21 protein-coding genes and 2 pseudogenes are annotated in these 26,294 nt (G+C 36.5%); all 23 read left to right on the forward strand.

Going from position 1 to position 26,294, the window contains the following annotated elements:
* Positions 1-588: 588 nt before the first annotated feature.
* Positions 589-2,469, forward strand: a complete 1,881-nt coding sequence (gene asnB, locus AC806_RS01440; RefSeq protein WP_061840160.1) for an asparagine synthase (glutamine-hydrolyzing) — start codon at positions 589-591, stop codon at positions 2,467-2,469.
* 34 nt (positions 2,470-2,503) lie between these two features.
* Complete coding sequence (locus AC806_RS11610; protein ID WP_083207532.1) at positions 2,504-3,385, forward strand: serine hydrolase; 882 nt, start codon at positions 2,504-2,506, stop codon at positions 3,383-3,385.
* 224 nt (positions 3,386-3,609) lie between these two features.
* A pseudogene (locus AC806_RS12200) lies at positions 3,610-3,910 on the forward strand (transposase); the annotation flags it as partial.
* Between the two features lie 480 nt (positions 3,911-4,390).
* Positions 4,391-4,618: a hypothetical protein gene (locus AC806_RS01450; RefSeq protein WP_061840158.1), complete on the forward strand. Its 228-nt coding sequence runs from the start codon at positions 4,391-4,393 to the stop codon at positions 4,616-4,618.
* Between the two features lie 140 nt (positions 4,619-4,758).
* A complete protein-coding gene (locus AC806_RS01455) occupies positions 4,759-5,403 on the forward strand; it encodes a GntR family transcriptional regulator (RefSeq protein WP_061840157.1) in 645 nt (214 codons plus the stop codon).
* A gap of 121 nt (positions 5,404-5,524) precedes the next feature.
* Entirely contained in the window at positions 5,525-6,775 is a 1,251-nt protein-coding gene (locus AC806_RS01460) for a quaternary amine ABC transporter ATP-binding protein (RefSeq protein ID WP_069028598.1), read from the forward strand.
* Positions 6,768-8,525 (forward strand): ABC transporter permease/substrate binding protein, encoded by a 1,758-nt coding sequence (locus AC806_RS01465; protein ID WP_069028599.1) that lies wholly within the window; start codon positions 6,768-6,770, stop codon positions 8,523-8,525. The genes AC806_RS01460 and AC806_RS01465 overlap by 8 nt, the downstream gene beginning before the upstream one ends.
* 141 nt (positions 8,526-8,666) lie before the next feature.
* Positions 8,667-9,482 carry a peptidoglycan recognition protein family protein gene (locus AC806_RS01470; RefSeq protein WP_069028600.1) on the forward strand — a complete coding sequence of 272 codons (816 nt, stop codon included), beginning with the start codon at positions 8,667-8,669 and terminating at the stop codon, positions 9,480-9,482.
* A gap of 673 nt (positions 9,483-10,155) precedes the next feature.
* Entirely contained in the window at positions 10,156-10,755 is a 600-nt protein-coding gene (locus tag AC806_RS01485) for a short chain dehydrogenase (RefSeq protein WP_069028601.1), read from the forward strand.
* A gap of 163 nt (positions 10,756-10,918) precedes the next feature.
* The gene (gene rpsN / locus AC806_RS01490) at positions 10,919-11,188 is read left to right on the forward strand and encodes a 30S ribosomal protein S14 (protein WP_014123720.1); all 270 of its coding nucleotides are present in this window, start codon (positions 10,919-10,921) and stop codon (positions 11,186-11,188) included.
* Positions 11,189-11,225: 37 nt separating this feature from the next.
* On the forward strand, positions 11,226-11,393 hold the full coding sequence (gene rpmF / locus AC806_RS01495) for a 50S ribosomal protein L32 (RefSeq protein ID WP_014123721.1): 168 nt from the start codon (positions 11,226-11,228) through the stop codon (positions 11,391-11,393).
* A gap of 15 nt (positions 11,394-11,408) precedes the next feature.
* A pseudogene (locus AC806_RS01500) lies at positions 11,409-11,788 on the forward strand (hypothetical protein).
* Between the two features lie 49 nt (positions 11,789-11,837).
* Positions 11,838-11,969, forward strand: a complete 132-nt coding sequence (locus tag AC806_RS12165) for a hypothetical protein (RefSeq protein WP_256729347.1) — start codon at positions 11,838-11,840, stop codon at positions 11,967-11,969.
* Between the two features lie 238 nt (positions 11,970-12,207).
* Positions 12,208-13,623: an SLC13 family permease gene (locus tag AC806_RS01505; protein ID WP_069028602.1), complete on the forward strand. Its 1,416-nt coding sequence runs from the start codon at positions 12,208-12,210 to the stop codon at positions 13,621-13,623.
* A gap of 647 nt (positions 13,624-14,270) precedes the next feature.
* Positions 14,271-15,956, forward strand: a complete 1,686-nt coding sequence (locus AC806_RS01510) for a ribonuclease J (RefSeq protein ID WP_061840220.1) — start codon at positions 14,271-14,273, stop codon at positions 15,954-15,956.
* Between the two features lie 395 nt (positions 15,957-16,351).
* Positions 16,352-18,130, forward strand: a complete 1,779-nt coding sequence (locus tag AC806_RS01515) for a PTS mannitol transporter subunit IIBC (protein ID WP_069028603.1) — start codon at positions 16,352-16,354, stop codon at positions 18,128-18,130.
* Positions 18,131-18,312: 182 nt separating this feature from the next.
* Positions 18,313-20,391, forward strand: a complete 2,079-nt coding sequence (locus AC806_RS01520) for a BglG family transcription antiterminator (protein WP_231960503.1) — start codon at positions 18,313-18,315, stop codon at positions 20,389-20,391.
* A 3-nt stretch (positions 20,392-20,394) separates the two neighbouring features.
* Positions 20,395-20,841 (forward strand): PTS mannitol transporter subunit IIA, encoded by a 447-nt coding sequence (locus AC806_RS01525; RefSeq protein WP_014123728.1) that lies wholly within the window; start codon positions 20,395-20,397, stop codon positions 20,839-20,841.
* Entirely contained in the window at positions 20,838-21,980 is a 1,143-nt protein-coding gene (locus AC806_RS01530) for a mannitol-1-phosphate 5-dehydrogenase (protein WP_061840146.1), read from the forward strand. The genes AC806_RS01525 and AC806_RS01530 overlap by 4 nt, the downstream gene beginning before the upstream one ends.
* A gap of 90 nt (positions 21,981-22,070) precedes the next feature.
* On the forward strand, positions 22,071-22,772 hold the full coding sequence (nagB, locus tag AC806_RS01535) for a glucosamine-6-phosphate deaminase (protein WP_061840145.1): 702 nt from the start codon (positions 22,071-22,073) through the stop codon (positions 22,770-22,772).
* A 429-nt stretch (positions 22,773-23,201) separates the two neighbouring features.
* Entirely contained in the window at positions 23,202-23,882 is a 681-nt protein-coding gene (locus tag AC806_RS01540; protein WP_061840144.1) for a metal-dependent hydrolase, read from the forward strand.
* A gap of 6 nt (positions 23,883-23,888) precedes the next feature.
* On the forward strand, positions 23,889-25,220 hold the full coding sequence (locus AC806_RS01545) for a DRTGG domain-containing protein (RefSeq protein ID WP_061840143.1): 1,332 nt from the start codon (positions 23,889-23,891) through the stop codon (positions 25,218-25,220).
* A gap of 19 nt (positions 25,221-25,239) precedes the next feature.
* Complete coding sequence (locus tag AC806_RS01550) at positions 25,240-26,196, forward strand: DHH family phosphoesterase (RefSeq protein ID WP_014123733.1); 957 nt, start codon at positions 25,240-25,242, stop codon at positions 26,194-26,196.
* Positions 26,197-26,294: the final 98 nt, after the last annotated feature.

Raw genomic sequence — 26,294 nt, forward strand, 5'->3', positions numbered from 1 at the left:
TATATACCAAAAATAAGATTATATGAACAAAAAGTAATGGACTTAAACCGATAGTAAAAAATAACAGGTTGAGTTTATTTCTATTTTTTTATAACTTATAAGAGAACTTATGCACACAATCAAAGAAATCATTACTACTAAAAGATTGCCAAATCTAAAATTTAATAAAAAACTATTTTGTTCAAGCATAAGGGATATAACTAGTAAGATCAAAGTCAGTACAAAGATAGTAATGTAGATGATAGTTAAGCAATTCTAAATAGTCTGTTCTGTTTTAAGCAGGACAGGCTATTTTTTAATTAGTATAATTTTGTTTTATTTTTCAAATGTATAGGTGTTAGTCATTTGTGTAAAAAAAGCATATTGTTTTTTTTATTAAATGTTATCAGAAAACTATATTTTTTTAAATACTAGTGATAAGGAGTTTTAAAACGTAATAATCTTTATATATATATTTAATCGATAAAGAAACTTTCTACTGTTATTTAACTATTAATTATTTTGTGATTATCCGTTCATATGATAAATTAATAGTATTGACTTGAACTGAATTTCAATTAAACTTTAATGAAAAGGTGAAGATAATTAATGTGTGGGATTGTTGGATTTGTGAATACAAATTATTCTATAGATGAAAAAACAGAACAACTAGAAGAAATGATGGCAAGAATTGTACATAGAGGACCAGATAATACAGGCCAATTTGTTGATGAAGGTGTAGCTTTAGGCTTTCGACGTTTAAGTATCATTGACTTAAAGGGAGGAAACCAGCCCATTTTCAATGAAAACGATTCAAAAGCGATCATTTTTAATGGAGAAATCTATAACTATCAAGAACTGCAACAAGATCTTCAAGAAAAAGGTCATGTTTTTAAGACCAGTGCGGATACCGAAGTTATTTTACACGGCTACGAAGAATATGGTACTCAAATCGTAAAAAAATTACGTGGCATGTTTACCTTTGCTATCTGGGATCGTGAAAAACAAGAATTATTTGGAGCAAGAGATCATTTTGGTATTAAGCCATTATATTATTATCATAAAAATAATACATTTATGTTCGGCTCTGAAATAAAAAGTTTTTTGGATCATCCAGCTTTTGAAAAGCAAGTGAATCCAGGTGCGTTAAAACCTTATATGACTTTTCAATACCCTGCTACAGATGAAACATTTTTTAAGGATGTTTATCGTGTGCCAGAAGGCCACTATTTTTACATAAGAAATGGCGAGGTAACCTTTACTCAATACTGGGATCCTGAATATACAGAAGAAAACATGACAGAAAACGAAGCGGTTGACTTAATTGATCAAGCTGTTCAAGAAACAACGAATGCTCACTTGGTTAGTGATGTTGAAGTTGGAACGTTCCTTTCCAGTGGGGTGGATTCCAGTTTGGTAACCACGCTTGCTCAGCCCAAATATACGTTTTCCATTGGTTTTGGCAAACACACTTACAACGAATCTTCCGAAGCCAAAAAATTAACAGATATTTTAAAACTAAACAACTACTCTCGCGTGATTGAATCTGAAGAAGCTTTCAATGCCTTTCCTGATATTCAATATCATTTAGATGAACCGTCTTCCAATGCATCGTGCGTTCCACTTTACTTTTTAGCGAAATTAGCCAGTGAACATGTGAAAGTTGTTTTATCTGGTGAAGGTGCAGACGAATTGTTTGCAGGCTATACAGAATATGGTTTTTCTTCAAATTCGAAAATGGTCCGTGTATTTGCCCAAGGATTGAAAAAATTATCTAAAAAGTCCCGTTATCGTCTAGCAAGCCGTTTAGAACATACAGGCAATTTTCATGGAAAACTGCACTTGTATCAATCAGTAGCTCCAGCGGAAGATTTCTTTATCGGACAAGCCAAAGTCTTTGATGAAAGGGAATCAGACGATTACTTGCAACCGAAATACCAAAAAAGTGAGTCCGTGCATGATATTGTGGAAAAACAGTATCAAAAAGTACCGGATTTGCCAGAACTTAAAAAAATGCAGTATCTAGATATGCACCAATGGATGCCTAAAGATATCTTATTAAAAGCGGATAAAATGACGATGGCAAGTTCCTTAGAAGCACGGACCCCGTTGTTAGACATTCGTTTAATGGAAGTCGCTGAAAAAATTCCAACCAAATATTTGTTAAATAGTAAAAATACCAAGTATGCTTTTCGTAAAGCAGCTCACCGTCATCTTCCTGATGAATGGGCGAATCGGAAAAAGTTGGGATTCCCTGTACCGATTAAAGATTGGTTACATGAAGAACAGTTCTATAAACAAGTTCGTGAAGTATTCTCTGCTAATTTTGCAGCTGAATTTTTTGACCAAGAAAAAATCTTAGATCTATTAGACCGAAACTATCAACAAGATATCGATGCGCGACGTCGGATTTGGACCCTTTACTCGTTTCTTGTTTGGTATAAAGTCTATTTTGTAGACGAAAAACAGAGGAATGTTCAGGCTTCTTAGAAAGAAACAAAAGAATAGAGCGAGGCAATAAAGGATGAATAAGTTTTTAAAAATTTTTCCCGTGATATTAGGCGTGCTTTTACTTGTAGCTGTTGGTTTTTGGTACGAAAGTTCTATGGGAACCAATGAAGAGAAAACAAGAGAAAGTACTACGGAAACAAGCCAAGAAGTCGTAAATGAGCCGCAAAAAGACAAGGAAGATCTTAAAGAGCAATTGCAACAAAAAGGAGATCAGTTAGCCGAAGAGTATCCTAATTCTTTAGAATTTAGAGTTTATGACCTCGATACAGAAGAGACTTATAGCTATACCAATGATGAAAAAGATCGACTATATGAAACTGCCAGTATTGTAAAAATCGCGGTAGCCATGTTATTACTGCATGAAAAAGAAAATGCGCAAGTAGAATTAACAGAAGAAGAGACAGAGCGGATGTCTTCCATGATTTTGAGTAGTGATAATGACGCAACTTCTGCGCTATTAAATGAATCTTTAGGTGGGTTTGAGTCCTTACAAACCATTTTTGATGAATTGGGCATGAACAATACGACCGTGAACTTAGGCAATTGGGGAAACAGTACAACAACAGCCAAAGATCAAATGAAATTATTGAAAGAATTGTATTTGCCATCAGACTATATTTCAGAAGAATCTCAGGATGATATCATTGATTTAATGACTCAAATCGATGAAGATCAAAGTTGGGGCGTTTACGCCGGCTCAGATGATGTTTCTTTTAAAAATGGTTGGTTAACAGATGGTGTAAGTGGCGAATGGATTGTTACAAGTATCGGGAAAGTATCACAAGGAGATAATGAATACCTCGCGGTAGCTCTGTCTGATGGGAATTCATCAGTGGAAGACGGTAGTCACGTTATCGAGGAATTGATGGATGTCACAAGTACTTATTTATTATAGGGATAGTGCTGTTTACTGTAACTGAATTTTACTTTCAGTACTGAAAAATATAACTTTAAATGACGATAGTAGGATTATTAGTTTAATTAATAGTAATTCTCTCTATTGGTGTATGAAACATGTTAAATTTGTGTACCATGTTTCACGCTGTTTCTATTCATAAAACATCCTTTATACTGAGCTGGGATGACTTATTCAAAATCAGGACAAAGGAAAAATGATATTTTATCACTAACCGTTTTGATATGTCCGCCCGAGAAGTAGCCGAAATGTACAAAGCGAGATGGCAAATATTGAACTATCTTTTAAGTACATCAAGCACATATGACGATGAAAAGGTTATTCTCACAAAGTGAAAATGGAGTAATCAATCAAATTATTTTCGCTATGATTGCTAGGCTACTGACGTATTTACTTAACGTGGAAACAGGCAGTAAGAAATCTCCTTTCTAAATCAAACGTCTATTGAAACACTTGTTTTTTCAACCTTTTGAAGAATTGAGGGTCTTACTCGTTCCTACGTGACCAACCAACATTTGTCGTCGCTTTAATAGTCTTCAGATAAATAATGAAAAATTTTCTGGAAAAGTATCCCTTGCGCATGCATTTGATTTTTTGTCATTTTTTGGAAAAAGTTAAAATCTGATATCCTGATTGTATTAATGTACCACTAGTGGCTCGAAGTATATTAAGGCATTATGAGTTAAAAAAATATGTTAACCTTTGAACATGTTTGGACTGTTATTGCTTTATTCATTAATGAATAAATACTTTAAAGTTATAAATAGGGGGACATGAATTTGTTAGTTTTTTCTGCTTTATATGTGATGTTTTTCGTTATTATCTTGTCTTTATTGTTGATAAGTAAAATTAAGAAAAATAAGGTTCTTTTTGTAATGGCAACTGTCAGTTCATTTGTGTTGTTATTTATAATTGCGGTTTTATGTATATACTTCATTTTCATAGCCACAAGAAATGTATATCAATAAAAAAGGAGATACTATTATGAAAAATCTTAGTTTCTCTATTCCAGTACAACCTTGCGAGATCCCTTGTCTATCAGGTTTTTTTGTTTGTCATTTTTTAAAACAAGCAAAAAGGCATCGTTTTTACTCTGGATTTCCTATTTTGACTACTTGGTTAGTCAAAATAAGGCGAAAAAAGTGGTCAGTTGACTACTTTACTGGTAAAGAAGAATTGTGCTGCGAACTTCAACGTAAGTTAGGAGTATGATTGAATGAAGGAATATAAAAAATATTATATGTAGTAAAACAGATTTTTAATACAGCAAGATGAAAAGCTTGTTTTGTTAAAAATAGGTGTGGTATTATCAATTTGAAAAAAATTGAACAAGCCGGGGAGGATAGTAAGCGATGGCAAAAGAATTAAAACCTGCTAAACGTGTTTCTTTGCCACGTTATCAACAAATTGCCGTGGATATTGCTGAAAGAATTGTTGAAGGTCGGTATAAAGTGGGAGAAAAAATTTCTGCACGTTCGACTTTAGCAAGCAATTTTAGCGCTTCACCGGAAACTGCTCGTAAGGCTATTAATGTCTTGGTAGATCTTCAAATTATGGAAGTCCAACAAGGAAGTGGTACTTATGTAGCATCTAAAGAAAATGCACAAATATTTATAGAGAAATATAAAAATGTTCAATCGGTTCAAGAAATTCGTCAGGACCTTTTGGAAAGTGTCCAACGTCAAAAAGAAGAGCTCGATGAATTTTCTGATTTGTTAAATGTTTTGGTAAGTCAGACGAAAAAAGTTCATGATATTTCAACATTTGTCCCCTATGAACTTAAGATTACCGGAGAAGCGCAGCATTTGGAAGAAAGCATTTCTGATTTGCATATTTGGCAAAAAACAGGTGCGACCATTGTTGGTATTCAAACAGATGTAGAATTACTCCTTTCTCCAGGCCCATATGCCAAGTTAAGCGCAGGAAATACAATTTATTATGTAGGAAATGAACTGGCCGCACAGCGTATGATGCAACTATTTTATCCTAATAAGTAAGAAAAAAGTGCTATTAAAATAGTGCTTTTTCTTTTGACAAAAGTGACAATACAGCGTTACACTGGGACGGTCAATTTCATGATAGTTTTCTGAAAAATATAGAAAAAAAGAGTGTTAATTTTTGGGTAAAAAAGTTCGTGTAGAGCATTTGAGTAAAATATTTGGTCGAAGAACTCAACAAGCGCTCGAACAAGTAAAAGCAGGCAAATCAAAACAAGATATCTTAGAAGAAACCGGCGCTACTGTCGGTGTACATGATGTAAGTTTTGATGTTAACGAAGGCGAAGTTTTTGTCATTATGGGCTTATCTGGTAGTGGGAAATCTACTTTGATTCGTTTGATTAATCGTTTGATTGAACCGACCTCAGGGGAAGTTTACATCGATGATCAAGATGTATCTAAGATGTCAAAAGAAGAGTTACGAGAAGTTCGTCGTACGAAAATGAATATGGTTTTCCAAAACTTTGGTCTTTTTCCGCAACGAACCATTCAACAAAATACTGAGTACGGTCTAGAAGTACGCGGTGTAGATAAAGAAGAACGCCGGAAAAAAGCAGAAGCTGCTTTAGATAATTCTGGTTTGCTTTCGGTGAAAGATCAATATCCAAATCAACTATCTGGTGGGATGCAACAACGGGTTGGTTTAGCTCGCGCAATAGCCAACGATCCCGAAGTTCTATTAATGGACGAAGCATTTTCTGCTTTGGATCCTTTGATTCGTAAGGATATGCAAGATGACTTATTAGATTTGCAAGAAAAAATGCAAAAAACAATTATCTTTATCACCCACGATTTGAACGAGGCTTTGCGTATTGGTGATCGGATTGCTTTAATGCGTGATGGTGAAATTATGCAAATTGGTACCGGCGAAGAAATTTTGACGCATCCAGCCAATGATTTCGTGCGTGAATTTACTGAAGATATCGACCGTTCCAAGGTTCTAACAGCCGAAAATATTATGGAACCTGCTTTGACAATCAATGTAGAAGCAGATGGTCCAAATGTAGCCTTACAAAGAATGCGTAAAGAAGAAGTTAGTATGTTACTAGCTGTTGACCGTAAACGTTATTTAAAAGGTAGTCTAACAGCTGAAGAAGCTTTAGATGCTCGTAAAAATGACAAGACATTAAAAGACGTCTTGGATAAAAACGTGCAAAAAGTGGAAAAAGACACATTAGTGACTGATATCTTTAATATAATTGAAGGTTCTGCAGCTCCTCTTGCCGTTGTAGACGACGATGACCGTGTCGTTGGTGTTATTGTTCGTGGTAGCGTCATTGGGGCTATGACTGATACAGACACAAATGATAGCGAGGAATTAAAAGAAAGCCAAGAAGAGGATGATAAGAAAGGAGTGAATGCAGATGCTTGATTTTCTACAAAATGAAATTCCTTTATCAGAATGGGTAGATAATGGCGTTGATTGGTTAACCGAACATTGGGCGGCATTTTTCTCATTCTTACAATCATTGGGACAAACAATCATGGATGGAATGACATCAGGTTTGTCATTTATCCCACCATTGCTTTTTATTGTATTAGCTACCGTAGTTGCATTTTTCCTTGGTGGAAAAAAATGGCAATTGCCTACATTTACATTCCTTGGATTACTACTTGTTTATAACCAAGGTTTATGGAGCGATTTGTTAAATACAGTGACATTGGTTATTGTGGCTAGTGTGATCTCCATAATTATCGGAGTTCCAGTGGGTATTTTAATGTCTAAAAATGAGACGGCAAAAAATATTATTACGCCGATTCTTGACTTTATGCAAACCATGCCTAACTTTGTTTATTTGATCCCAGCAGTTGCTTTCTTTGGTATTGGGATGGTTCCTGGGGCATTTGCTTCAGTGATCTTTTCTTTGCCACCAACTGTACGGATGACAAACTTAGGTATTCGCCAAGTGCCAACTGAATTAACTGAAGCTTCGGATTCATTTGGTGGTACGAACTGGCAAAAATTATTTAAATTAGAATTACCCCTAGCTAAGGGCAATATCTTTGCCGGCATTAACCAAACGATGATGCTAGCATTATCCATGGTTGTTGTTGCTTCAATGATCGGAGCACCTGGACTTGGACAAGGCGTATTATCCGCTGTACAACGTTCTCAAGTAGGTAGCGGCTTTGTTTATGGTATCGCAGTTGTTATTTTAGCAATTATTTTGGACCGTTTTACACAAAAATTGAATTCAAGTAAAGCTAAAACGAGTGAAAATGCGTCCACTAAAAAATCAAAACGTAATAAGATTATTGCTGGCGTTGTTGTTGTAGCAGCCGTTATTGCAGCGATCTTTGCTTATACAAGTATGTCAGGTAATGATTCAAGTGGTGCTAGCTCTGAAGAGGGCGGTAATATTAACCTTTCTTATGTTGAATGGGATACAGAAGTCGCTTCAACCAATGTCTTAGCACTTGTTTTAGAAGACCAAGGATATAATGTCACACAAACGCCTTTGGATAACGCGGTAAACTGGGAAGCTGTAGCTAATGGAGAATCTGATGCGACACTTTCTGCTTGGTTACCAGTGACGCAAAAAGCGCAATATGATCAATTTAAAGATCAAGTAGATGAATTAGGTCCACATACAGAAGGTGCTAATCTTGGCCTTGCTGTGCCAGAATACATGGACGTAGATTCGATTGAAGATTTAGATGACCAAGTACCAGATCAAGAAATTATCGGTATCGACCCAGGTGCTGGTGTCGTTTCTGCAGCAGAAGATACAGTTGAAAGTTATGATAACTTATCTGATTGGGAAGTAACACCATCTTCTAGCGGTGCGATGACTTCACAATTAGGTAGTGCTATCAATAATGAGGATCCTATCGTTATCACTGGCTGGTCTCCACATTGGATGTTCCAAAGATATGATCTAAAATATCTGGATGACCCACAAGGAACGATGGGAGAAGAAGAGCATATTGATGCATTAGCTCGTGAAGGCTTAGAAGACGATATGCCAGAAGCTTATCAAATAATAGATAACTTTAACTGGGATACAGAAGATATGGAAAATGTTATGTTAGATATTGAAGAAGGCGCATCTCCTGAAGATGCAGCTCAAGATTGGATTGATGATAATCCAGATAAAGTTGAAGAGTGGGTAGAAGAATAACACTTTTCTTCAAAAAGTAAGCAATTAGACGTGATTGGCGTCTAATTGCTTTTTTTAGTTATATATAATTCGCTCAAAAAAGTAACTTATGCTATTGTTAAACTAGAAAGAAAGCGATCTCTTTTGAAAGGAGGGGAAAAATTGAAAAAAATTAATATCTTGTCGATGTTAGCTGTAATCTTTGGATTGGTTTTATTCGGTTGTTCACAGAATAATGAAGAAACAGTTTCCAATACGAGTATTTCGACAGAGACTTCTACTTCAGGAGAAATCAATCAATCAACTGAAAGTCAGAGTTTAGCTGAAACTAGCGAATCTGTCACAACTGAAACAACCACAAGTCGTTCGACAGAATCTTCTTCTGATGGAAAACAAGAAGAGCAAGAAACTATTCCAGTTAGAAAATATTCAGAAGAAGAAAAAGATGAGCTTCAACAAGCGTTTTTAGACTGGGCGATTCCTCGAGCAGAAGAAGGCGGAATGGCTGTGACAGATACTTATTTTGACCATGGTGCTTCAGGCTCAGGAGATTGGTTCGCTGAAACCGAAGATGGAGAAATACAAGTACAACAGCAATCAACGCAAGAGGAACTACCGGGTTATGATGCTTATGATATTCATGCCTTAAAAGGTGTCGTGTTTTATGTTTCTTCTTCTGGTGTTACAGGATATGACGAAAAAGCCGGTGAAACTCACGGAGGTGCTGGCGGAGGACGGGATTATGGTGGCTTAGCAGACGCAGATTACCCAATTCATAAATATCTATTGGGCGATAATGGCGTTGTTTATGAATTAATTGGAAGTGTGGATGAGCTCAGAGCTTATCAAGCAGGTTTTGGTTTATATAACGATGATGGTCGTACAAAAGATATTGAAGCTGAGTACACTTTTAAAGTCTCGAATGACACTGATGCACAAAAAGCTTGGCAAGAAATACTGCAGGATTATCAGAAATAATAAGTTAATCTGAAAAAATTATATCTGTCTAATTATGGAATTGGATGCTCCTCATTATCATTAGGAAAACTTTTTCACTGATAATGAGGAACGAGTGCTTTATTCTTGTTTAGTAAGTTGGTCTTGTGCAATTTTATAGCTAAAACCTACTTCATATTGCAATTTTTTTGTCTTGATTCTGGTAAACTCTTATGTTGACACGGTCATCTTCTAAGGACATATCATATACAATGTGGTCATTAGGGATGTCCTCGGAAAACTCTCTTTTGATCTTCTCGCGAATATGTTTTTTCCAACTCTTCATTGAGCTTATCTTCATTGGTGCTCTTTTTAGTTTCTCCATTTTCGTTTTTTTTTTGACTCCTCTAGGTAAGCTTGTTTACTATTATCTTTTCTTTCAAAATATTGTTCTCTAGCTTTTTCTATTTTTGCTAATAATTCTTTTGTGACTTCTTTTTTATCTGTTTCTGTATACCAGCGATAAATGTCTCGGAGAAGAGCTGTATTCAAATGGGAAAAAGAGCAGTCGAAATTTTCTTCGAATTCTTTAGCAATTGACTGATATTGTTCGTATTCTTTACCCGCTTGTCAAAAGTCACTTGTTTTACTGTTTGTTATCCTTATTATATACTCGAAGTATTAAAATAAAAATAAGAGAGGAGAAATGAATTATATGAGAATTTTATTAATTGGCGCTACAGGACTTTTAGGAACAGCGATAAAGAAAGAATTAGAAACCGAACACGAAATTATCCAAGCTGCGCGTCATAATACTGATGTGGAGGTAGACATTACTAAGCCGATCAGTATCAAGGAAATGTTTGAAAGCGTTGGTAAAGTAGATGCCGTGCTTAGTGCCGCAGGAGATGCACACTTTGGTCCTTTAGAAAAAATTACGCCAGAACTCAATGAAGTAACGATTGAAAGCAAGTTAAAAGGGCAAGTAAATCTTGTGTTACTTGGTATGGACTATATTAATGACGGCGGAAGTTTTACGTTAACAACAGGGATCATTATGGATGAACCTATCTATCAAGGGGCTTCTTCTGCAATGGCCAATGGCGCGGTCAAAGCTTTTGTCAAGTCAGCAGCCACTGAAGCACCTAGAGGAATCCGTATAAATAGCGTGAGTCCTACAGTATTTCAGGAATCTTCGAAAGACTTAAAAATGTTTTTCCCAGGTTTTGAACCAACACCACTGAGTAAAGTAGCTTTAGCGTTTAAAAAGAGCGTTGAAGGTATCCAAACTGGGCAAAGTTACGAAATTTATTAAAAATAAAACTAGCGATGCAATGTTGGGCTATTTCAGCTTTTCATTGCCCTTTTTTTATAGCGGCCTGGGACTTTGTCTTGACAATAATTTTTAAGAATGCTAATCTAATTTTAGTAAATCGTAATTATTACGTTTTAATTCTTGGAAACAGAAAGGAAATTTTATGGCTAAAAAATCAAAAATTGCAAAAGCTAATAAACAAAAGGAATTAATTGCAAAATACGCTGATTTACGTAAGGAACTTAAAGAAGCTGGTGATTATCAAGCACTCGCAAAGTTGCCTAAAGATTCCAATCCTAATCATCATAAAAACCGCGATACGATTGATGGTAGACCACGGGGTTACATGCGTAAGTTTGGTATGTCTCGGATTAAATTTCGTCAGTTAGCGCACCAAGGGAAAATACCGGGTGTAAAAAAAGCTAGTTGGTAAATTGTAAATCAAACAAATAGTACAAGGGGATGAGGAAATGGCAGTACCTGCAAGAAAAACATCAAAAGCTAAAAAGAGGATACGACGTGCGCATCAAAATCATGCAAAACCAGAAATTTCTTTTGACGAAAGTATAGGAGAATACCGCCATAGTCATCGTGTATCTCTTAATGGGTATTATAAAGGAAAGAAAGTGGCTAAATAACGAGGAGTGAATAAGATGGAAATTATCTACCCGCCGTTAGTTGAACAAAGTATACAATACTATACACAAGGAAATGAACAAAAAAAATCAGTAAAGCTGAGATGTATCGTTCGATGGTTGAAAAAGGCATCCTTACAGAAAACGGCTTGCCTACAGACTATGCCTTAGAGAATGGTTGGGTCAAAGATTTCTATGAGGATGAGCATCTTTCTTTTGAAGATTTTTTGGAAATTTATCCTGTTTTTAAAAATTATGACCCAGAGCTCTTTCAAATTATTGATGGCTTTTGGGAGATTACTATAAGGTTTAAAGAAGAACTAATACAAGAAATATCCGAAAGTAAATTTGATTATGATGAAGTAATACAAATTAAAGAATACTTAGCAGAACGATAAAAGGAATAATACGAAATAAAATGCCAACTCAACTTCAGTAAGTTTTGAGTTGGCATTACAACTTCCTTTAAAACGGGTAGGACAAGCAGGTGATGTCGCTGATAGCGTGATTTATCTTATGAAAAATAGTTTTGTTACAGGGAAAATTATCCACAATGAAGGCGGTCATCGACTGATTTAAAAATAATGGTTTAAAATTATTTATGAGTAGGATGCTTTTTAGTAAAAGTGTTCTGCTCTTTTTTATTTCAATAAATATTAGAATTTTATGAAAATTTTAATGATTCACGTTTGTTTTTGCATAATATAATATTAAAATCTATTGCTTGAAATCGAAATATGGTATGCTATTATCACTAAAAATTTTATTCTAGTATTTTTACTTTTAATGTTAGATTGATACATAGGGGATGGTAGAGATGAACTTCCAAAAAGTTGGCCTTATTTTAGGGCCAGTATTTTTTTCGATAATTTATTTCATGAATAGTTTAACGGGATTGGAAGATGCACCCCGTGCAGTTTTAGCTGTTACTGCCTGGGTGGCTACCTGGTGGATAACAGAGGCTATGCCGATTCCTGCGACTTCTTTACTGCCTATTTTTTTATTACCACTTACAGGTGGGACAGATGAAGCAACTGCAGCTATGGCTTACGGCGATCCTATTGTTTTCATGTATATGGGAGGTTTTACCATTGCCCTAGCTATTGAAAAATGGGGACTACATAAACGTATTGCTATGCTGATTATAGCGCTAATAGGAAAAAGTTGTTCTCGTATTATTCTGGCAGTAGGACTTGCGACGGCGGTGTTATCGATGTGGATTTCTAATGCTGCGACGGCTTTAATGATGCTACCCATTGCGCTGGCCTTGATTACAGAAATTAAAGAAAAGCGCTTGTTAAATGAAACGTCTTTTGATAACTTTTCAAAAGGTCTTTTATTGACCGTCGCTTATTCTGCTTCTATTGGTGGACTGGCAACGATTATTGGTTCAGTACCTAATGCAGTTTTAGTGGCTGTAGCTAATAACATGTTGGACGTTGAGATTACCTTTGCTAATTGGTTCTTATTCGGTTCGATCGTTACCGTTCTTTTAATGGTATTTATGTACTTTTATATTACAAAATTTCAATTTAAGGTAGAGCAAGATCAAAATATTTCCACTAAATTTGCGCAAGATCAATTAAAAGAATTAGGAAAAATGTCAACAGAGGAAAAAAGTGTTTTAACAATTTTTGTTATTGTTGGTTTTATGTGGATTTTTGGCGGTCTATTGCCATGGACCTTATCGGATACCACGATTTCTATATTTGGCGCCAGCGCAATGTTTTTGATCCCAAATACTAAGGGCGGTCGGATTCTAGAGTGGGCGGACATGAAAAATCTTTCTTGGGGATTACTGCTGCTTTTTGGTGGTGGTTTATCTTTAGCTGCAGCTTTTGAAGATTCCGGATTGACGGCTTGGTTTGGCGAGCTGTTAACTAGACTTGAACAATTCAATTATTTCTATATCGTTGTTATTTTGACTGTAACTATTTTGTTTATGACCGAAATTATGTCCAATACAGCTGTTTCCAATATGTTGATGCCAATCAGTGTTGGATTAGCTGCTGGAATTGGCGTGGAACCTTTTGGCATTATGGCAATTGTTGCTTTGGCTTCTAGCTGTGCATTTATGTTGCCTATTTCAACACCGCCTAATGCTGCTGTATTTGGTTCTGGAGAATTAGCGATTAAAGATATGATAAAAGCTGGTTTTTGGTTAAATATGTTTGGTATCGTTGTGATCGTTTTTGCAGTCTATGTCTTACAACCGATGATTTTCAGTTTTTAGATCGTTTAGTGAAAAGAACTGGTGGAAATATTTTCATCAGTTTTTTTGCTGTGAATCACTACGATTTAGCGACTAAAGGGAGCTAAGAGTAGCTGATGAACAGTACTAGGCGAGAGGAACGAGCGTAGTTCCCCAAACCGAATCACTACGATTCAGCGACTAAAAGGAGCTGAGAGTAGCTGATGAACAGTACTAGGGCGAGCGAGAGCGAGGCGTAGTGTCCTTTATTTCGAATCACTACGATTCAGCGACTAAAAGGAGCTGAGAGTAGCTGATGAACAGTACTAGGCGAGAGGAACGAGCGTAGTTCCCCAAACCGAATCACTACGATTTAGCGACTAAAGGGAGCTAAGAGAAGATCCTTCAAGGCCTTAGCGACTTGTCGCTTAGCCCTTGATGAGATCGAAGCGTAAGCGAAGAGATGAACAGTACTAGGGCGAGCGAGAGCGAGGCGTAGTATCCTTTACCTTTAAACATTAAGTGAAAAGTAAGTTTTTAAGGGAATCATTCGCGAAAATGTATTGTCGGGCTATTTTGTGTTATACTATGCTAGGATGTTTTTGGCTCGGAAAGAACGTTTGCTTTTAGTAAATGTTTGAAAAAAACGTTAAATAAAAAGATATAAAATGATTGGAGAGGTGAAAAATTTGGCACAAATAAGAATTATCCCTCTTAGTGGTGTACGAGGCAATGGAAAAAACTTGTACATCGCTGAAGTTGGGGAAGATATTTTTGTGTTAGATTGCGGCTTAAGCTATCCAGAAGATGGATTATTTGGGATTGATACAGTCATCCCTGATTTTACTTACTTAGAAGAAAACGCGGATCGCGTAGCCGGAGTCTTTGTAACACATGGACACGCAGATGCCATCGGAGCACTGCCTTATTTTTTAGAAAAAATTAATGCGCCCGTTTTTGGGACAAAATTGACGATTGAATTGGCAAAAATGTCGGTACACCGTTATGAACCAACCAAAAAGTTCAAGGGATTTCATGTAATTGATGAAGATACCGAGATTGATTTTAAATCAACTGTCGTAAGTTTCTTTCCAACAACACATACGATTCCTGGTTCCGTAGGTGTTTCTTTGAAGACATCAGAAGGAAATATTGTTTATACTGGAGATTTCAAATTTGACCAATCAGCTGTTTCATCTTATCGTACCGATTTTGGACGTTTAGCTGAAATTGGAAGTGAAGGTGTTTTAGCACTTTTAAGTACGTCAAGTAACGCTGAAAATCCAGAAACAGTTGCTTCTGAAAAACAAATTGGCGAAGAAGTATATGATAATATCGGTTTTTGGGAAGGACGTATTATTGTTGCTTGTGTTGCTAGTAACTTACAACGCGTACAACAGTTGATTAATGCAGCTTATCGTGCAGGAAGAAAGATTGTTTTGACCGGTAAAGATTTCGGCCGTATTATCCGTACAGCTATGAAATTAGGGAAGTTGGAACTACCAGATGAAGATATTTTAATCACGCAAAAAGCGATGAAAAAATATAATGATGATCAATTGATTATTTTAGAAACAGGTCGGATGGGTGAACCTATCAAAGCCTTGCAAAAAATGGCTAGCGGTGCTCATCGAACTTTACGCATCAAAGAAGGCGATCTGGTTTATATTACAACAACACCTACGATTGCCATGGAAACTTATGTTGCTAAAACCGAGGATATGATTTATAGAGCAGGTGGTACGGTCAAAAATATTTCGGATAATTTACGTGTGTCAGGTCATGCCAACCCTGAAGACCAACAGTTGATGATGAATTTGTTAAAACCGAGATATTTTATTCCAGTACAAGGAGAATATCGTCTTTTGACCGCCAACGCTGATTTAGCAGAAGCTGTGGGTATTCCTAAAGATCACATATTTATTACCGCTCCTGGAGATATCGTGGAGTACAAAGAAGGAGAAATGGCACTTAGTGGCACGATCCCTTCTGATAATGTCATGGTAGATGGCATTGGTGTAGGCGATATCGGAAATATTGTCTTAAAAGATCGGAAAGTCTTGTCAGAAGATGGCGTTTTTGTTGCTGTAGTGACAATTAATCGACGGAAAAAACAAATTGTTTCAAAGCCACAAATTACCTCCCGCGGCTTTGTTTATGTTAAAGCCAGCCGAGATCTTTTAAGAGAAGGCGGAGATATTGTAGAAGAAATTGTTGACAAGCATTTACACAGCAATGACTTTGAATGGAGTAAATTAAAACAAGAAATTCGTGAAAAACTAAGTCGTTATTTATTTGAACAAACCAAAAGACGACCTGTAATTCTACCTGTAATTATGGAATCAAGCCAAAAACGTAAGAAAAGAAAATCCTAAAGTACACAAAAAGAAGCTGGATGAATTCTAGCTTCTTTTTATTGAGGCGTAAATATCGTGAAGAGTAAAGTAGCTCTTTGAAAAAAGTTTTAGATTCTTTCAAAACTAGAGTAGGTCTGCCAAAGTAGTTCTAGATTTCCCCAAAACTAGAGTAGGTCTGCCAAAGTAGCTTGATTTTTCCCAAAACTAGAGTAGGTCTGTCAAAGTAGTTCTAGATTTTTTCAAAACTAGAGTAGACCTGTCAAAGTAGCTTCTTGGGTTTTAGACAAATAGTTATTATAAATCTTGGCATTCTTTTTTGTGTCAAAACTCTAACTAGTTTATGTTGTAAGCCCTCTCAATTTGACTTAAACTAAAGATGTAGAAAAAGTAAATTTTTGAGAGGAGAAGGAGAAATGGCACAAGAGAATAAAGGAATTAAGGCCAAAGTGCAACAATTAGGTAGTAGTCTAAGTAGCATGGTTATGCCTAATATTGGCGCGTTTATTGCTTGGGGAGTCATTACGGCGTTATTTATTCCGGACGGTTTTTTACCTAATGAACAATTGGCTTCTATGACTGACCCAATGATTACTTATTTATTGCCATTATTGATTGGATATACTGGTGGGAGCATGATTCATGAACAGCGTGGTGCCGTTGTTGGCGCTATTGCAACCATGGGGGTAATTGTTGGTTCTGATGTTCCTATGTTTATCGGCGCGATGATGATGGGACCTTTAGGCGGTTGGTGTATTAAGAAATTTGATGAAAGATTTGGTCATAGAATCCGAGCTGGTTTTGAAATGCTGGTAAATAATTTTTCATCTGGATTGATTGGTTTTGCCTTAGCAATTATTGGTTATTATGCAGTTGGACCTATTGTATCAATATTGACGGAATGGTTAGGATTAGGGGTTGCTGCGATAATTCAAGCAGGACTGTTACCATTAGCTAATATATTTATTGAACCAGCGAAAATTTTGTTCTTAAATAACGCGATTAATCATGGAATTCTGACTCCGCTCGGAACAGAACAGTCTATTGAAGCAGGTAAATCGATTTTGTTCTTACTTGAAGCAAATCCAGGTCCTGGGTTAGGCGTTCTATTAGCTTTTACCCTATTTGGAAAAGGCTCAGCGAAGGCTTCTGCGCCGGGTGCGATTTTAATTCAATTTGTCGGAGGGATTCATGAAATTTATTTCCCATACGTTATGATGAAACCACTCATGTTTTTAGCAGTGATCGCTGGCGGGATGTCAGGAACCTTTACTTTCCAACTTTTAGATGCGGGCTTAAGAGCCGCTGCATCGCCAGGATCTATTATAGCCGTATTGGGAATGACACCGCCAAACAGTTATGTTGCAGTCATTGCAGGTGTAGTTGTTGCTACCATCGTTTCTTTCTTGGTGGGGATGGTCATCCTAAAATCTGATCGTTCAGAAGCAAATGATGAAGATCTTGCTGCTCAACAAGCAGCTGTACAATCTGCTAAACAAGAAAGCAAAGGCCAAGCTGCAGAGAATACAGCCACAACAGATGTAGAAAATGCTGAATTAAGAAAAGTCGACCAAGTGATTTTTGCCTGTGATGCAGGTATGGGATCTAGTGCGATGGGTGCTTCTGTTTTACGAAAGAAAATGCAAGAAGCAGGTATTGATATGCCGGTTTCTAATGCCTCAATTAGTAAACTAAAAGATGATGCGAATACTTTAGTTATCACACAAAATGAATTACACGATCGAGCGGTGCAAAAAGCGCCTTCTGCAGAATTTGTCAGCGTTGAAAACTTCATGAATAGTCCACGTTATGATGAAATCGTGGAAAGAATGAAAAATGAAACATCACAAGTAGAAAATGCTGAAGAAACAACAGCTAAAAAAAGCAATAAGGTAGAAGACTTAACATTATCTGAAGTAAAACATATTGTCTTTGCCTGTGAAGCAGGCATGGGATCCAGTGCGATGGGTGCTTCGGTATTGCGAAATATGGTGAAAAAATCTAATCTAGATGTAGATGTGACAAATTTAGTGATTGATCACTTAGAAGATGATGCTCAAAGCTTGGTAGTAACGCAAAAAGAACTGTATGATCGTGCTGAGCAAAAAGCGCCATCCGCACAATTTATTACAGTAGATAACTTTATGGATACAGAAAGTTATGAACAGATTGTTGAACGAATGAAAGAGCAGTAGTAAAATAAAACCCCTGATAAACAAAGAAATGGTATCATCTAGGATGAGGACAGTAACGATTAAATCTTAGTTTTGTGAAAAGATAGGGCAACTTCTTTATAAGCAGCTACAGTAAAGTTTTCTAGATAGTTGTCAGACTTTAAAAGAAGGGCACTATCTTTTCTTTTGATTTTATATTGGAGGTGAATTACTTGTATTTTTCCAACCGGGAAAATCAATTGTTGAAAATATTGCTTGAAAATGATCAAGGGGTTTTTGCGCAACATTTACAAGAGACATTGCAAATTAGTAAGCGAACGTTATATCGAGAAATTTCAAGTATTGAAAAAACAATCAAGCCGCAAAAAGCACAAATTATTAATGAACGTAAAAATGGTTATCGTTTAATTGGAGAAAAAGAAACACTGCAAGCTATAAGACAAGAAGTAGAAAAAAATCAAGAAGTAGTTTTTGATAATGTACATCGTCAAAGTGCGCTTGTATCAAGTTTATTATTGGCTGAAGAAGACATGATCATTGAAGGGTTGGCACAAGATTTTGCGGTAAGCCCTACAACGATTCATAGTGATTTACAACAGGTTGAAAAGAGTCTATCCGAGTATGGACTTTCTCTGCAACGGAAAAAAGCTCGCGGGATTCTGGTCACAGGTTCGGAAGAAAATCGTCGTCAGATTCTGAGTAATATTATCTATAGCGATGTTAATGAATACGAGTTTTTCTCTTATTTGTCCGAAGTAAACGCTGCTGATAAAAATATTCAATCCACTAATTTCTTTTTGAACTTTATCTCTCCAATCTGGTTTTATTTTGCCCAAAAAGCGGTACTTGAAAAAATGAACAGTCTTTTTATTGAGGTTACGGATAACCAATTACAACAGGTTATTACTAGTTTGGCTTTGTCTCTTGAGCGAATGAATAAGGGTCATTTGCTAACAGAAACATCATCTAGCCAAACAGTATCGCCAAGTATTAGAAGTCTAGCAGATCAGATTATAGGAGAAATAAAAAGACAGACGGATTTAGGAATGACAGAAGCGGAAATTTTATTTTTCTCTAAGCAATTAGAAGGAGTAAATTATAAGAAACCGCAAAATATTTTTCTAGATAATTTTGATGCAGAACTTTCTTACCAAGTAAGAGAGTTGATTCGCTTGGTTTCTGAACAAATGCAAAAAGACTTTCGTAAAGATGATACCCTTTTCTATGATTTATTGACGCATTTGTCAGCAGCATTTAAACGCATTGATAATCAGGCACAATTAGCGGGAAATCCTTTACTAGAAAAAATTTTGGAAGAATATCCTGAACTAACGAAGATTATCCAAGCAAATTTAAAACAGATTTTTACAGATCATCAAGCATTTTTGCAAGATGAACTGGCTTATATTGTGATTCACTTTGCGGCTTCTTTAGAAAGAAATCCGGTTCGAAAGGAACTTTCAGCACTGGTGCTTTGTTCTAGCGGAATTGGCACAGCCAAAATTTTAGAAAGTCGTATCAATAAATACATTCCAGAAATTGAAAGAATCGAAATTGCTAAAATTTCACAGATGAGTCATATTGATTTTAAAGAGTTTGATTTAATTCTTTCGACGATTTACTTACCTGAATTTTCTTTACCCTATAAAGTTATTTCCCCTTTGTTGTTAGATGATGAAATTTATCAAATCAAGCAGGAATTAAAGGGGAAACAGTCAGAAAATAAGCTAGTATCTTATGAAAGTGCACCAAAAACTACACAGAATGACTTTGAAAAAGTTTATGAGCAGATGAAAGTGGCCAATGAGTTGTTGACCCGCTTTTCAATTAAAAATATCACAACCCAACAAACTTTAGAAAAAACTTTAGAAGTCATTTTAGAAGAATTAGAAGGAGTGGTGTTAGAAAATCGGAAAAAAGTTCGTGATTTGATTGTTAATCGTCACCAATTAGCGCCGATTGGCATACCGAATACACATTTTGCTTTATTTCATAGTTCTAATCATTATGTGAAAGAGCCTTTTTTTGCGATTTTTGATCTATCACGTTCCGTCCCTATTTTAGGAATGGATAAAAAACCAATGGAGCTAACACGTTTATTGTTAATGCTAGCGCCGGCGGACATGTCTGAAACTGAAAACCGTCTTTTAGGAAAAATCAGTGCTTCAGTCATTGAAAGTGATGTCAATATGCAGCTTTATCAGTACGGAAATGAAGAAGAGATTTATGAATGGATCAGTTCTTTGTTTATTGCTGAAATTAAAGAATCGGAGGAGGAATAGAAAATGAAATTACAAAAAGAAATGATTTTATTGAATCAGACAGATAAGACGCCGGAAGATGTCATTAAAAAAAGTGGACAGCTCTTGGTTGACGCTGGTTGTGTCGATTCTGCTTATGTAGATGCGATGATTGAGCGTGAGAATAAAGTATCTACCTATATGGGCAACTTTATCGCCATTCCCCATGGGACAGATGAAGCCAAAGAGTATGTGAAAAAAAGCGGGATCTCTATTGTTCAAGTACCTGAAGGAATAGATTTTTCTACTGAAGATGATGATGAAGAAAAGCTGGCGACAGTTATTTTCGGTATTGCTGGTGTAAATAATGAACATTTAGACATTTTGCAACAGATTGCTGTATTTTGCTCAGATGTACAAAATGTTGTGAAATTAGCAGATGCAAATTCCGAAGATGAAGTGATTGCATTACTTGAGGAGGTAGCAGAATGAAAGCCACACATTTTGGCGCAGGAAATATCGGTCGTGGTTTTATTGGCGAAATTTTACATGAAAATGATTTTTCTATCGATTTTGTCGACATTAACGAAACGATTATTAATGCTTTAAAAGAAAGAAAAAGTTATGAAATTGAATTAGCAGCAGAAGAGAAAAAACATATTACGGTCGATCAAGTGACCGGACTTAATAATCAGAAGGATCCTGAAGCAGTGATCGATTCAGTAGCAACAAGTGATATTATTACGACAGCGATCGGTCCTAAGATTTTACCTATGATTGCAGAATTGATCGCAAAAGGAATTCAAAAGCGTCGGCAGAGAGGAAAGCAAACGCCTATTGATATTATTGCCTGTGAAAATATGATTGGCGGTAGTCAGTTTTTACTGGATAAAGTTCAGCCATTTCTATCTGCAGATGATATGGATTATGTCGATAGCTATGTAGGCTTTCCTAATGCAGCTGTGGATAGAATTGTACCTATTCAACAACATGAAGATCCTTTGTTTGTTTCTGTTGAACCTTTTAGTGAATGGTTAGTAGATGATACACAAAGTAAGGCAAAACAGATTCGTTTGAATAATGTAGGTTATGTGTCTGATTTAGCGCCTTACATCGAGCGCAAACTATTTTCAGTAAATACTGGTCATGCGACAACTGCCTATACAGGGGCTTTTTATGGCTATACTACTATTGGCGAAGCTGTTGCAGATAGGAAAGTATTGGATCAATTAAAGGCTGTTTTACAAGAAACTGGCGATTTATTAATCGCTAAGTGGCAGTTTGAGCGTCCGCAACATGAACAATATATTCAAAAAATTATCGATCGTTTTAAAAACCCTTATATTTCAGATGATATTACGCGAGTAGCACGTACACCTATTCGAAAACTAGGTTATGACGAACGCTTTATTCGTCCCATTCGTGAAGCAAAAGATTACGGACTTTCTTATGAAGCTTTGGTTGATGTTGTGGCGATGATCCTACAATACGATGACCCCAAGGATGAAGAAAGCGTACGTTTACAAGAAATGTTAAAAGAAAAAACAATGACCGAAGTGATCCAAGAAGTAACGAACTTAAGTGAACCGACACTTGTGGCCCAAATCGTTGAAAAAGTAAGAAATAGCTAATGTGAAATGGTTAACGTACAATCTTGTTTTTTATAAAAGTCCGTGCTAAAATTGGTTTATACCAAAAATACGGACGAGGGAGATTATTTTATGGATGTTATTCGCGTGAAAAATGCCGATGAGGGCGGCAAAAAAGCATTTGAAATTATCAAAGATGGCATTGCAAACGGCGCTGATACTTTTGGCTTAGCAACAGGTAGCACACCAGAAACAATGTATAGCTACATGATTGAAAGTGACATGGATTTTTCTGATAAAGTGTCTGTGAATTTAGATGAGTATGTAGGTTTGGATGGTAATAACGAACAAAGTTATCGCTTTTTTATGGACCAACATTTATTTAATCATAAACCTTTCAAAAAAACTTATGTTCCAAACGGTAAAGCACAAGATTTAGATGCAGAATGCCAACGTTATGATGATATCATTGCCGCTAATCCGATCGACATTCAAGTCTTAGGGATTGGTCAAAACGGCCATATTGGCTTTAATGAACCAGGAACTTCCTTTGAAGCCACGACACACGTTGTTGAGCTTACTGAATCAACAGTGAACGCTAATAAACGTTATTTTGACAAAGTAGAAGATGTGCCAACTCGAGCATTGACTATGGGCATTCAATCTATTATGAAAAGTAAAAAAATCATTTTAATGGCTTTTGGAGCAGCGAAAGCTGATGCGGTCAAAGGCATGATCGACGGAAAAGTGACAGAAGACTTGCCAGCCAGCGTCTTACAAAAACACGACGATGTAGTCGTAATCATCGATGAAGATGCCGCAAGCAAATTATAATAATAAATAGTAAAAACGCGCAGAATAAAGGCTGCGCGTTTTTTGATGAGCTGAGAAACATAACCTGGTTTTTGGTCCTACTTATGTCTGACTTTAGGCCAAAAGATTAGGGAATGGTCTCTTCTTTGTTGAACTTCGGGCCAGTTGCTCTGCTAATGGCCCTTACTTTAGCTAACTTAGGGACAAATGCTAAATATTTGGCCCTTCCTTCGTTGTACTTGAGGACAATTGTTAAAGTTTTGGCCCTTCCTTCGTTGTACTTAGGTCAAAAAACATTATACTTCTTATTTAATTTTAAGCTTGTAAACGATTTGGCTTACACCCGTCATTGTTTTTTTATCACTTGATATCTGTTACAATATAGAGTGTATACTGTTATAACTTTTTAAAACAAGAGTAGGTAATAAATTATAAAGTGAGGAGATTTAAATGAAGATCACGTATCATGGACATGCTGTTCTTTCTGTAGTATTGGATGAGGGCATTCGTTTGTTATTTGACCCGTTTATTTCACAAAATCTTTTAGCGGATATCTCTGCTGAAGACGTTGAAACGGATTATATTTTGATTACTCACGGACATGATGATCACATAGGTGATATGGTTTCGATCGCTAAGAAAAATAATGCAACAGTTATAGGTTTACCTGAGGTTTGTACTTATGCTGCTAGTAAAGGGATTGAAAATACTCACGGCATGAATATTGGCGGTGGCTATGACTTTCCTTTTGGACGCGTGAAATTTACCCATGCACAACATAGTTCTGGTTATCAAGAAAATGGGCAAATGATCTATATGGGCGAACCTGCTGGTATTTTATTGCAAGCAGAAGGAAAAACGATTTATCATGCTGGAGATACAGCAGATTATAGTGACTTATCTTTATTAGGCGAACAATATGATATTGACGTTGCCTTTTTGCCAATTGGCGATAACTTTACGATGGGACCAGAGGATGCGCTTCGTGCGGCTAATCGGTTGAAAGCCAAGACGGTTGTACCTATTCATTACAATACTTTCCCACAAATCAAACAAGATCCGCAAAAATTTGTAGAACAATTAACGAGTGTAGGAAAAGTAATGAATAGTGGAGAGGCAATTGAGGTGTAGAAAATAATGGCGACAAAACATGATTTGATTTTGGCACACATTGAAAGTTTACAAGTAGGCGAAAAAATTTCTGTTCGAGGAATTGCTAAAAGTTTAGACGTTAGCGAAGGAACCGCTTATAGAGCAATCAAAGATGCTGAGAATATCGGACTAGTTTCCACGATCCAGCGTGTGGGAACGATTCGAATCGAACGAAAACTTAAAAAGCATATTGAAAGATTAACCTTTGGAGAAGTTGTGCGTATTATTGAAGGCGACGTTTTAGGTGGTGCTAACGGCCTAGAAAAGGATTTAAATAAATTCGTGATCGGAGCGATGACTGAAGAGGCCATGCAACGCTACATCACGCCTGGTTCTTTGATGATTGTCGGTAATCGGTTGGATGCGCAAAAATTAGCGCTTAAAGAAGGTGCACCCGTATTAATTACCGGTGGTTTTGATACTTCACAAGAAATTCGAGCGTTAGCTGATCAGTTGGCATTGCCGATTTTGCGGACAACTTATGATACCTTCACTGTGGCAAGTATGATAAATCGTGCCATGAGTGATCAACTTATTAAAAAAGATATCTTATTGGTGGGCGATATTTATATGCCGCTTGAAAAAACCAGCTATTTAACGACTTCTGATATGATTAAAGATTATCGCGCACTTTCTGATGCCACCCAACACTCGCGCTATCCTGTGGTTAATAAAAACACAAGGGTGGTGGGGATTGTCACGGCCAAAGATGTATTAGGAAAAGCTGATACACAACTGATTGAGCGGGTAATGACTAAAGACCCACGTAGAGTAAAAAAAGAAATGAGTGTAGCTTCAGTCAGTCACCAGATGATTTGGGATGGTTTGGAGGTTATGCCTGTTGTCGCAGATGACTTATCACTTCTGGGTATTGTCACTCGGCAAGATGTTATGAAAGCTATGCAGTTAGTGCAACGTCAACCGCAATTATCAGATACGATTTCTGATCAAATTACTGGCGAAATTCAATCGATCGAACAAGATATTGAAGGTAATAAATTATCAACACCGCAATTTACCTTTGGTGTCACACCGCAAATGGTGGATGAATTAGGGACCATTTCATTTGGTGTGTTAAATGAAGTTATCGCAAACGTTACTAAGCGAGTGATGGATGTGAATCATCGGCGGAACGCTTGGATTGAACAAGTAAGTTTACATTATTTTCATTTAATTCAGTTAGAAAGTGAATTAAAAATAGAACCACAAATTTTAGAACTAGGTAGACGTTCAGCTAAATTGGATATTAATGTCTTTATCGAAAATTCATTAGTAGCTAAAGCGATTGTCGTTTGCCAAGTTATGGAACGTCCATAATTTAGAAAAGAGGAACAAGATGAGCGTACAAGAAGATATTTTAGCTGAAATTAAAGCTTTTGATACAATTATTATTCATCGGCACAAGCGCCCTGATCCCGATGCCCTAGGCTCACAAGTTGGTTTGGCTGAACTATTGCGAGCAAGTTTTCCTGGAAAAAAAGTTTATCAAGTGGGTGGGCCTTCAGAAGGCTTGGAATATTTGGCTGACATGCAAACCATCGATGACGTTACTTACCAGAATGCTTTAGTTATTGTCACTGATACAGCAAATGCGCCAAGAATCAGTGACGATCGTTTTAATTTAGGCACTAAATTAATTAAAATTGATCATCATCCCAACGATGAACCTTATGGTGATTTAATGTGGGTACAAGATAATGCGTCTAGCTGTAGTGAAATTATCGCAGATTTTTGGGAAATGTTTAAAGAAGAACTACATATGACAAAAGACGCTGCACGTTTGTTATATGCTGGTATTGTTGGAGATACTGGACGTTTTTTGTATCCAGCATCTTCTTCTCATACTTTACGAATTGCAGCTGATTTGATTGACTTTGGTTTTGATTACGCTGGGTTAAATCGACGTATCGAAGAAATTTCAAGTAATGTCGCCCGTTTATCGGGTTATGTTTATCAGAATCTACAGATGGATAAAACAGGTGCTGCACGAGTAACTTTTAGCACCGAAATGTTAGACGAATTTGGTGTTTCTGATGCACAAACTTCTGGCGTTGTTCCATTGCCTGGTGCTATTGAAGGGGTATTAGCTTGGGCGATTTTTGTCCAACAAAAAGAAGGTTATTACCGTGTGCGCATGCGTTCTAAAGGTCCTGCGATCAATGAAATCGCCAAACGTTACCATGGAGGTGGACATGCGCTAGCTAGTGGCGCCAATGTAGCTGACTTGGAGCAAGCACAGAAGCTTTACGAAGAGTTACAAAAGGCTTGCCTTGATTTTACTAAAGATAAATAAAGAAAAAAGTTTCTGTATTATAAAAAAATAGTACAGAAACTTTTTTAATGATAATCATATCTTAAGTACACTAAATCAAAGAATGTAGCAAGATATTG

This window comes from Tetragenococcus halophilus (genome assembly GCF_001712815.1).
Lineage (GTDB): Bacteria > Bacillota > Bacilli > Lactobacillales > Enterococcaceae > Tetragenococcus > Tetragenococcus halophilus.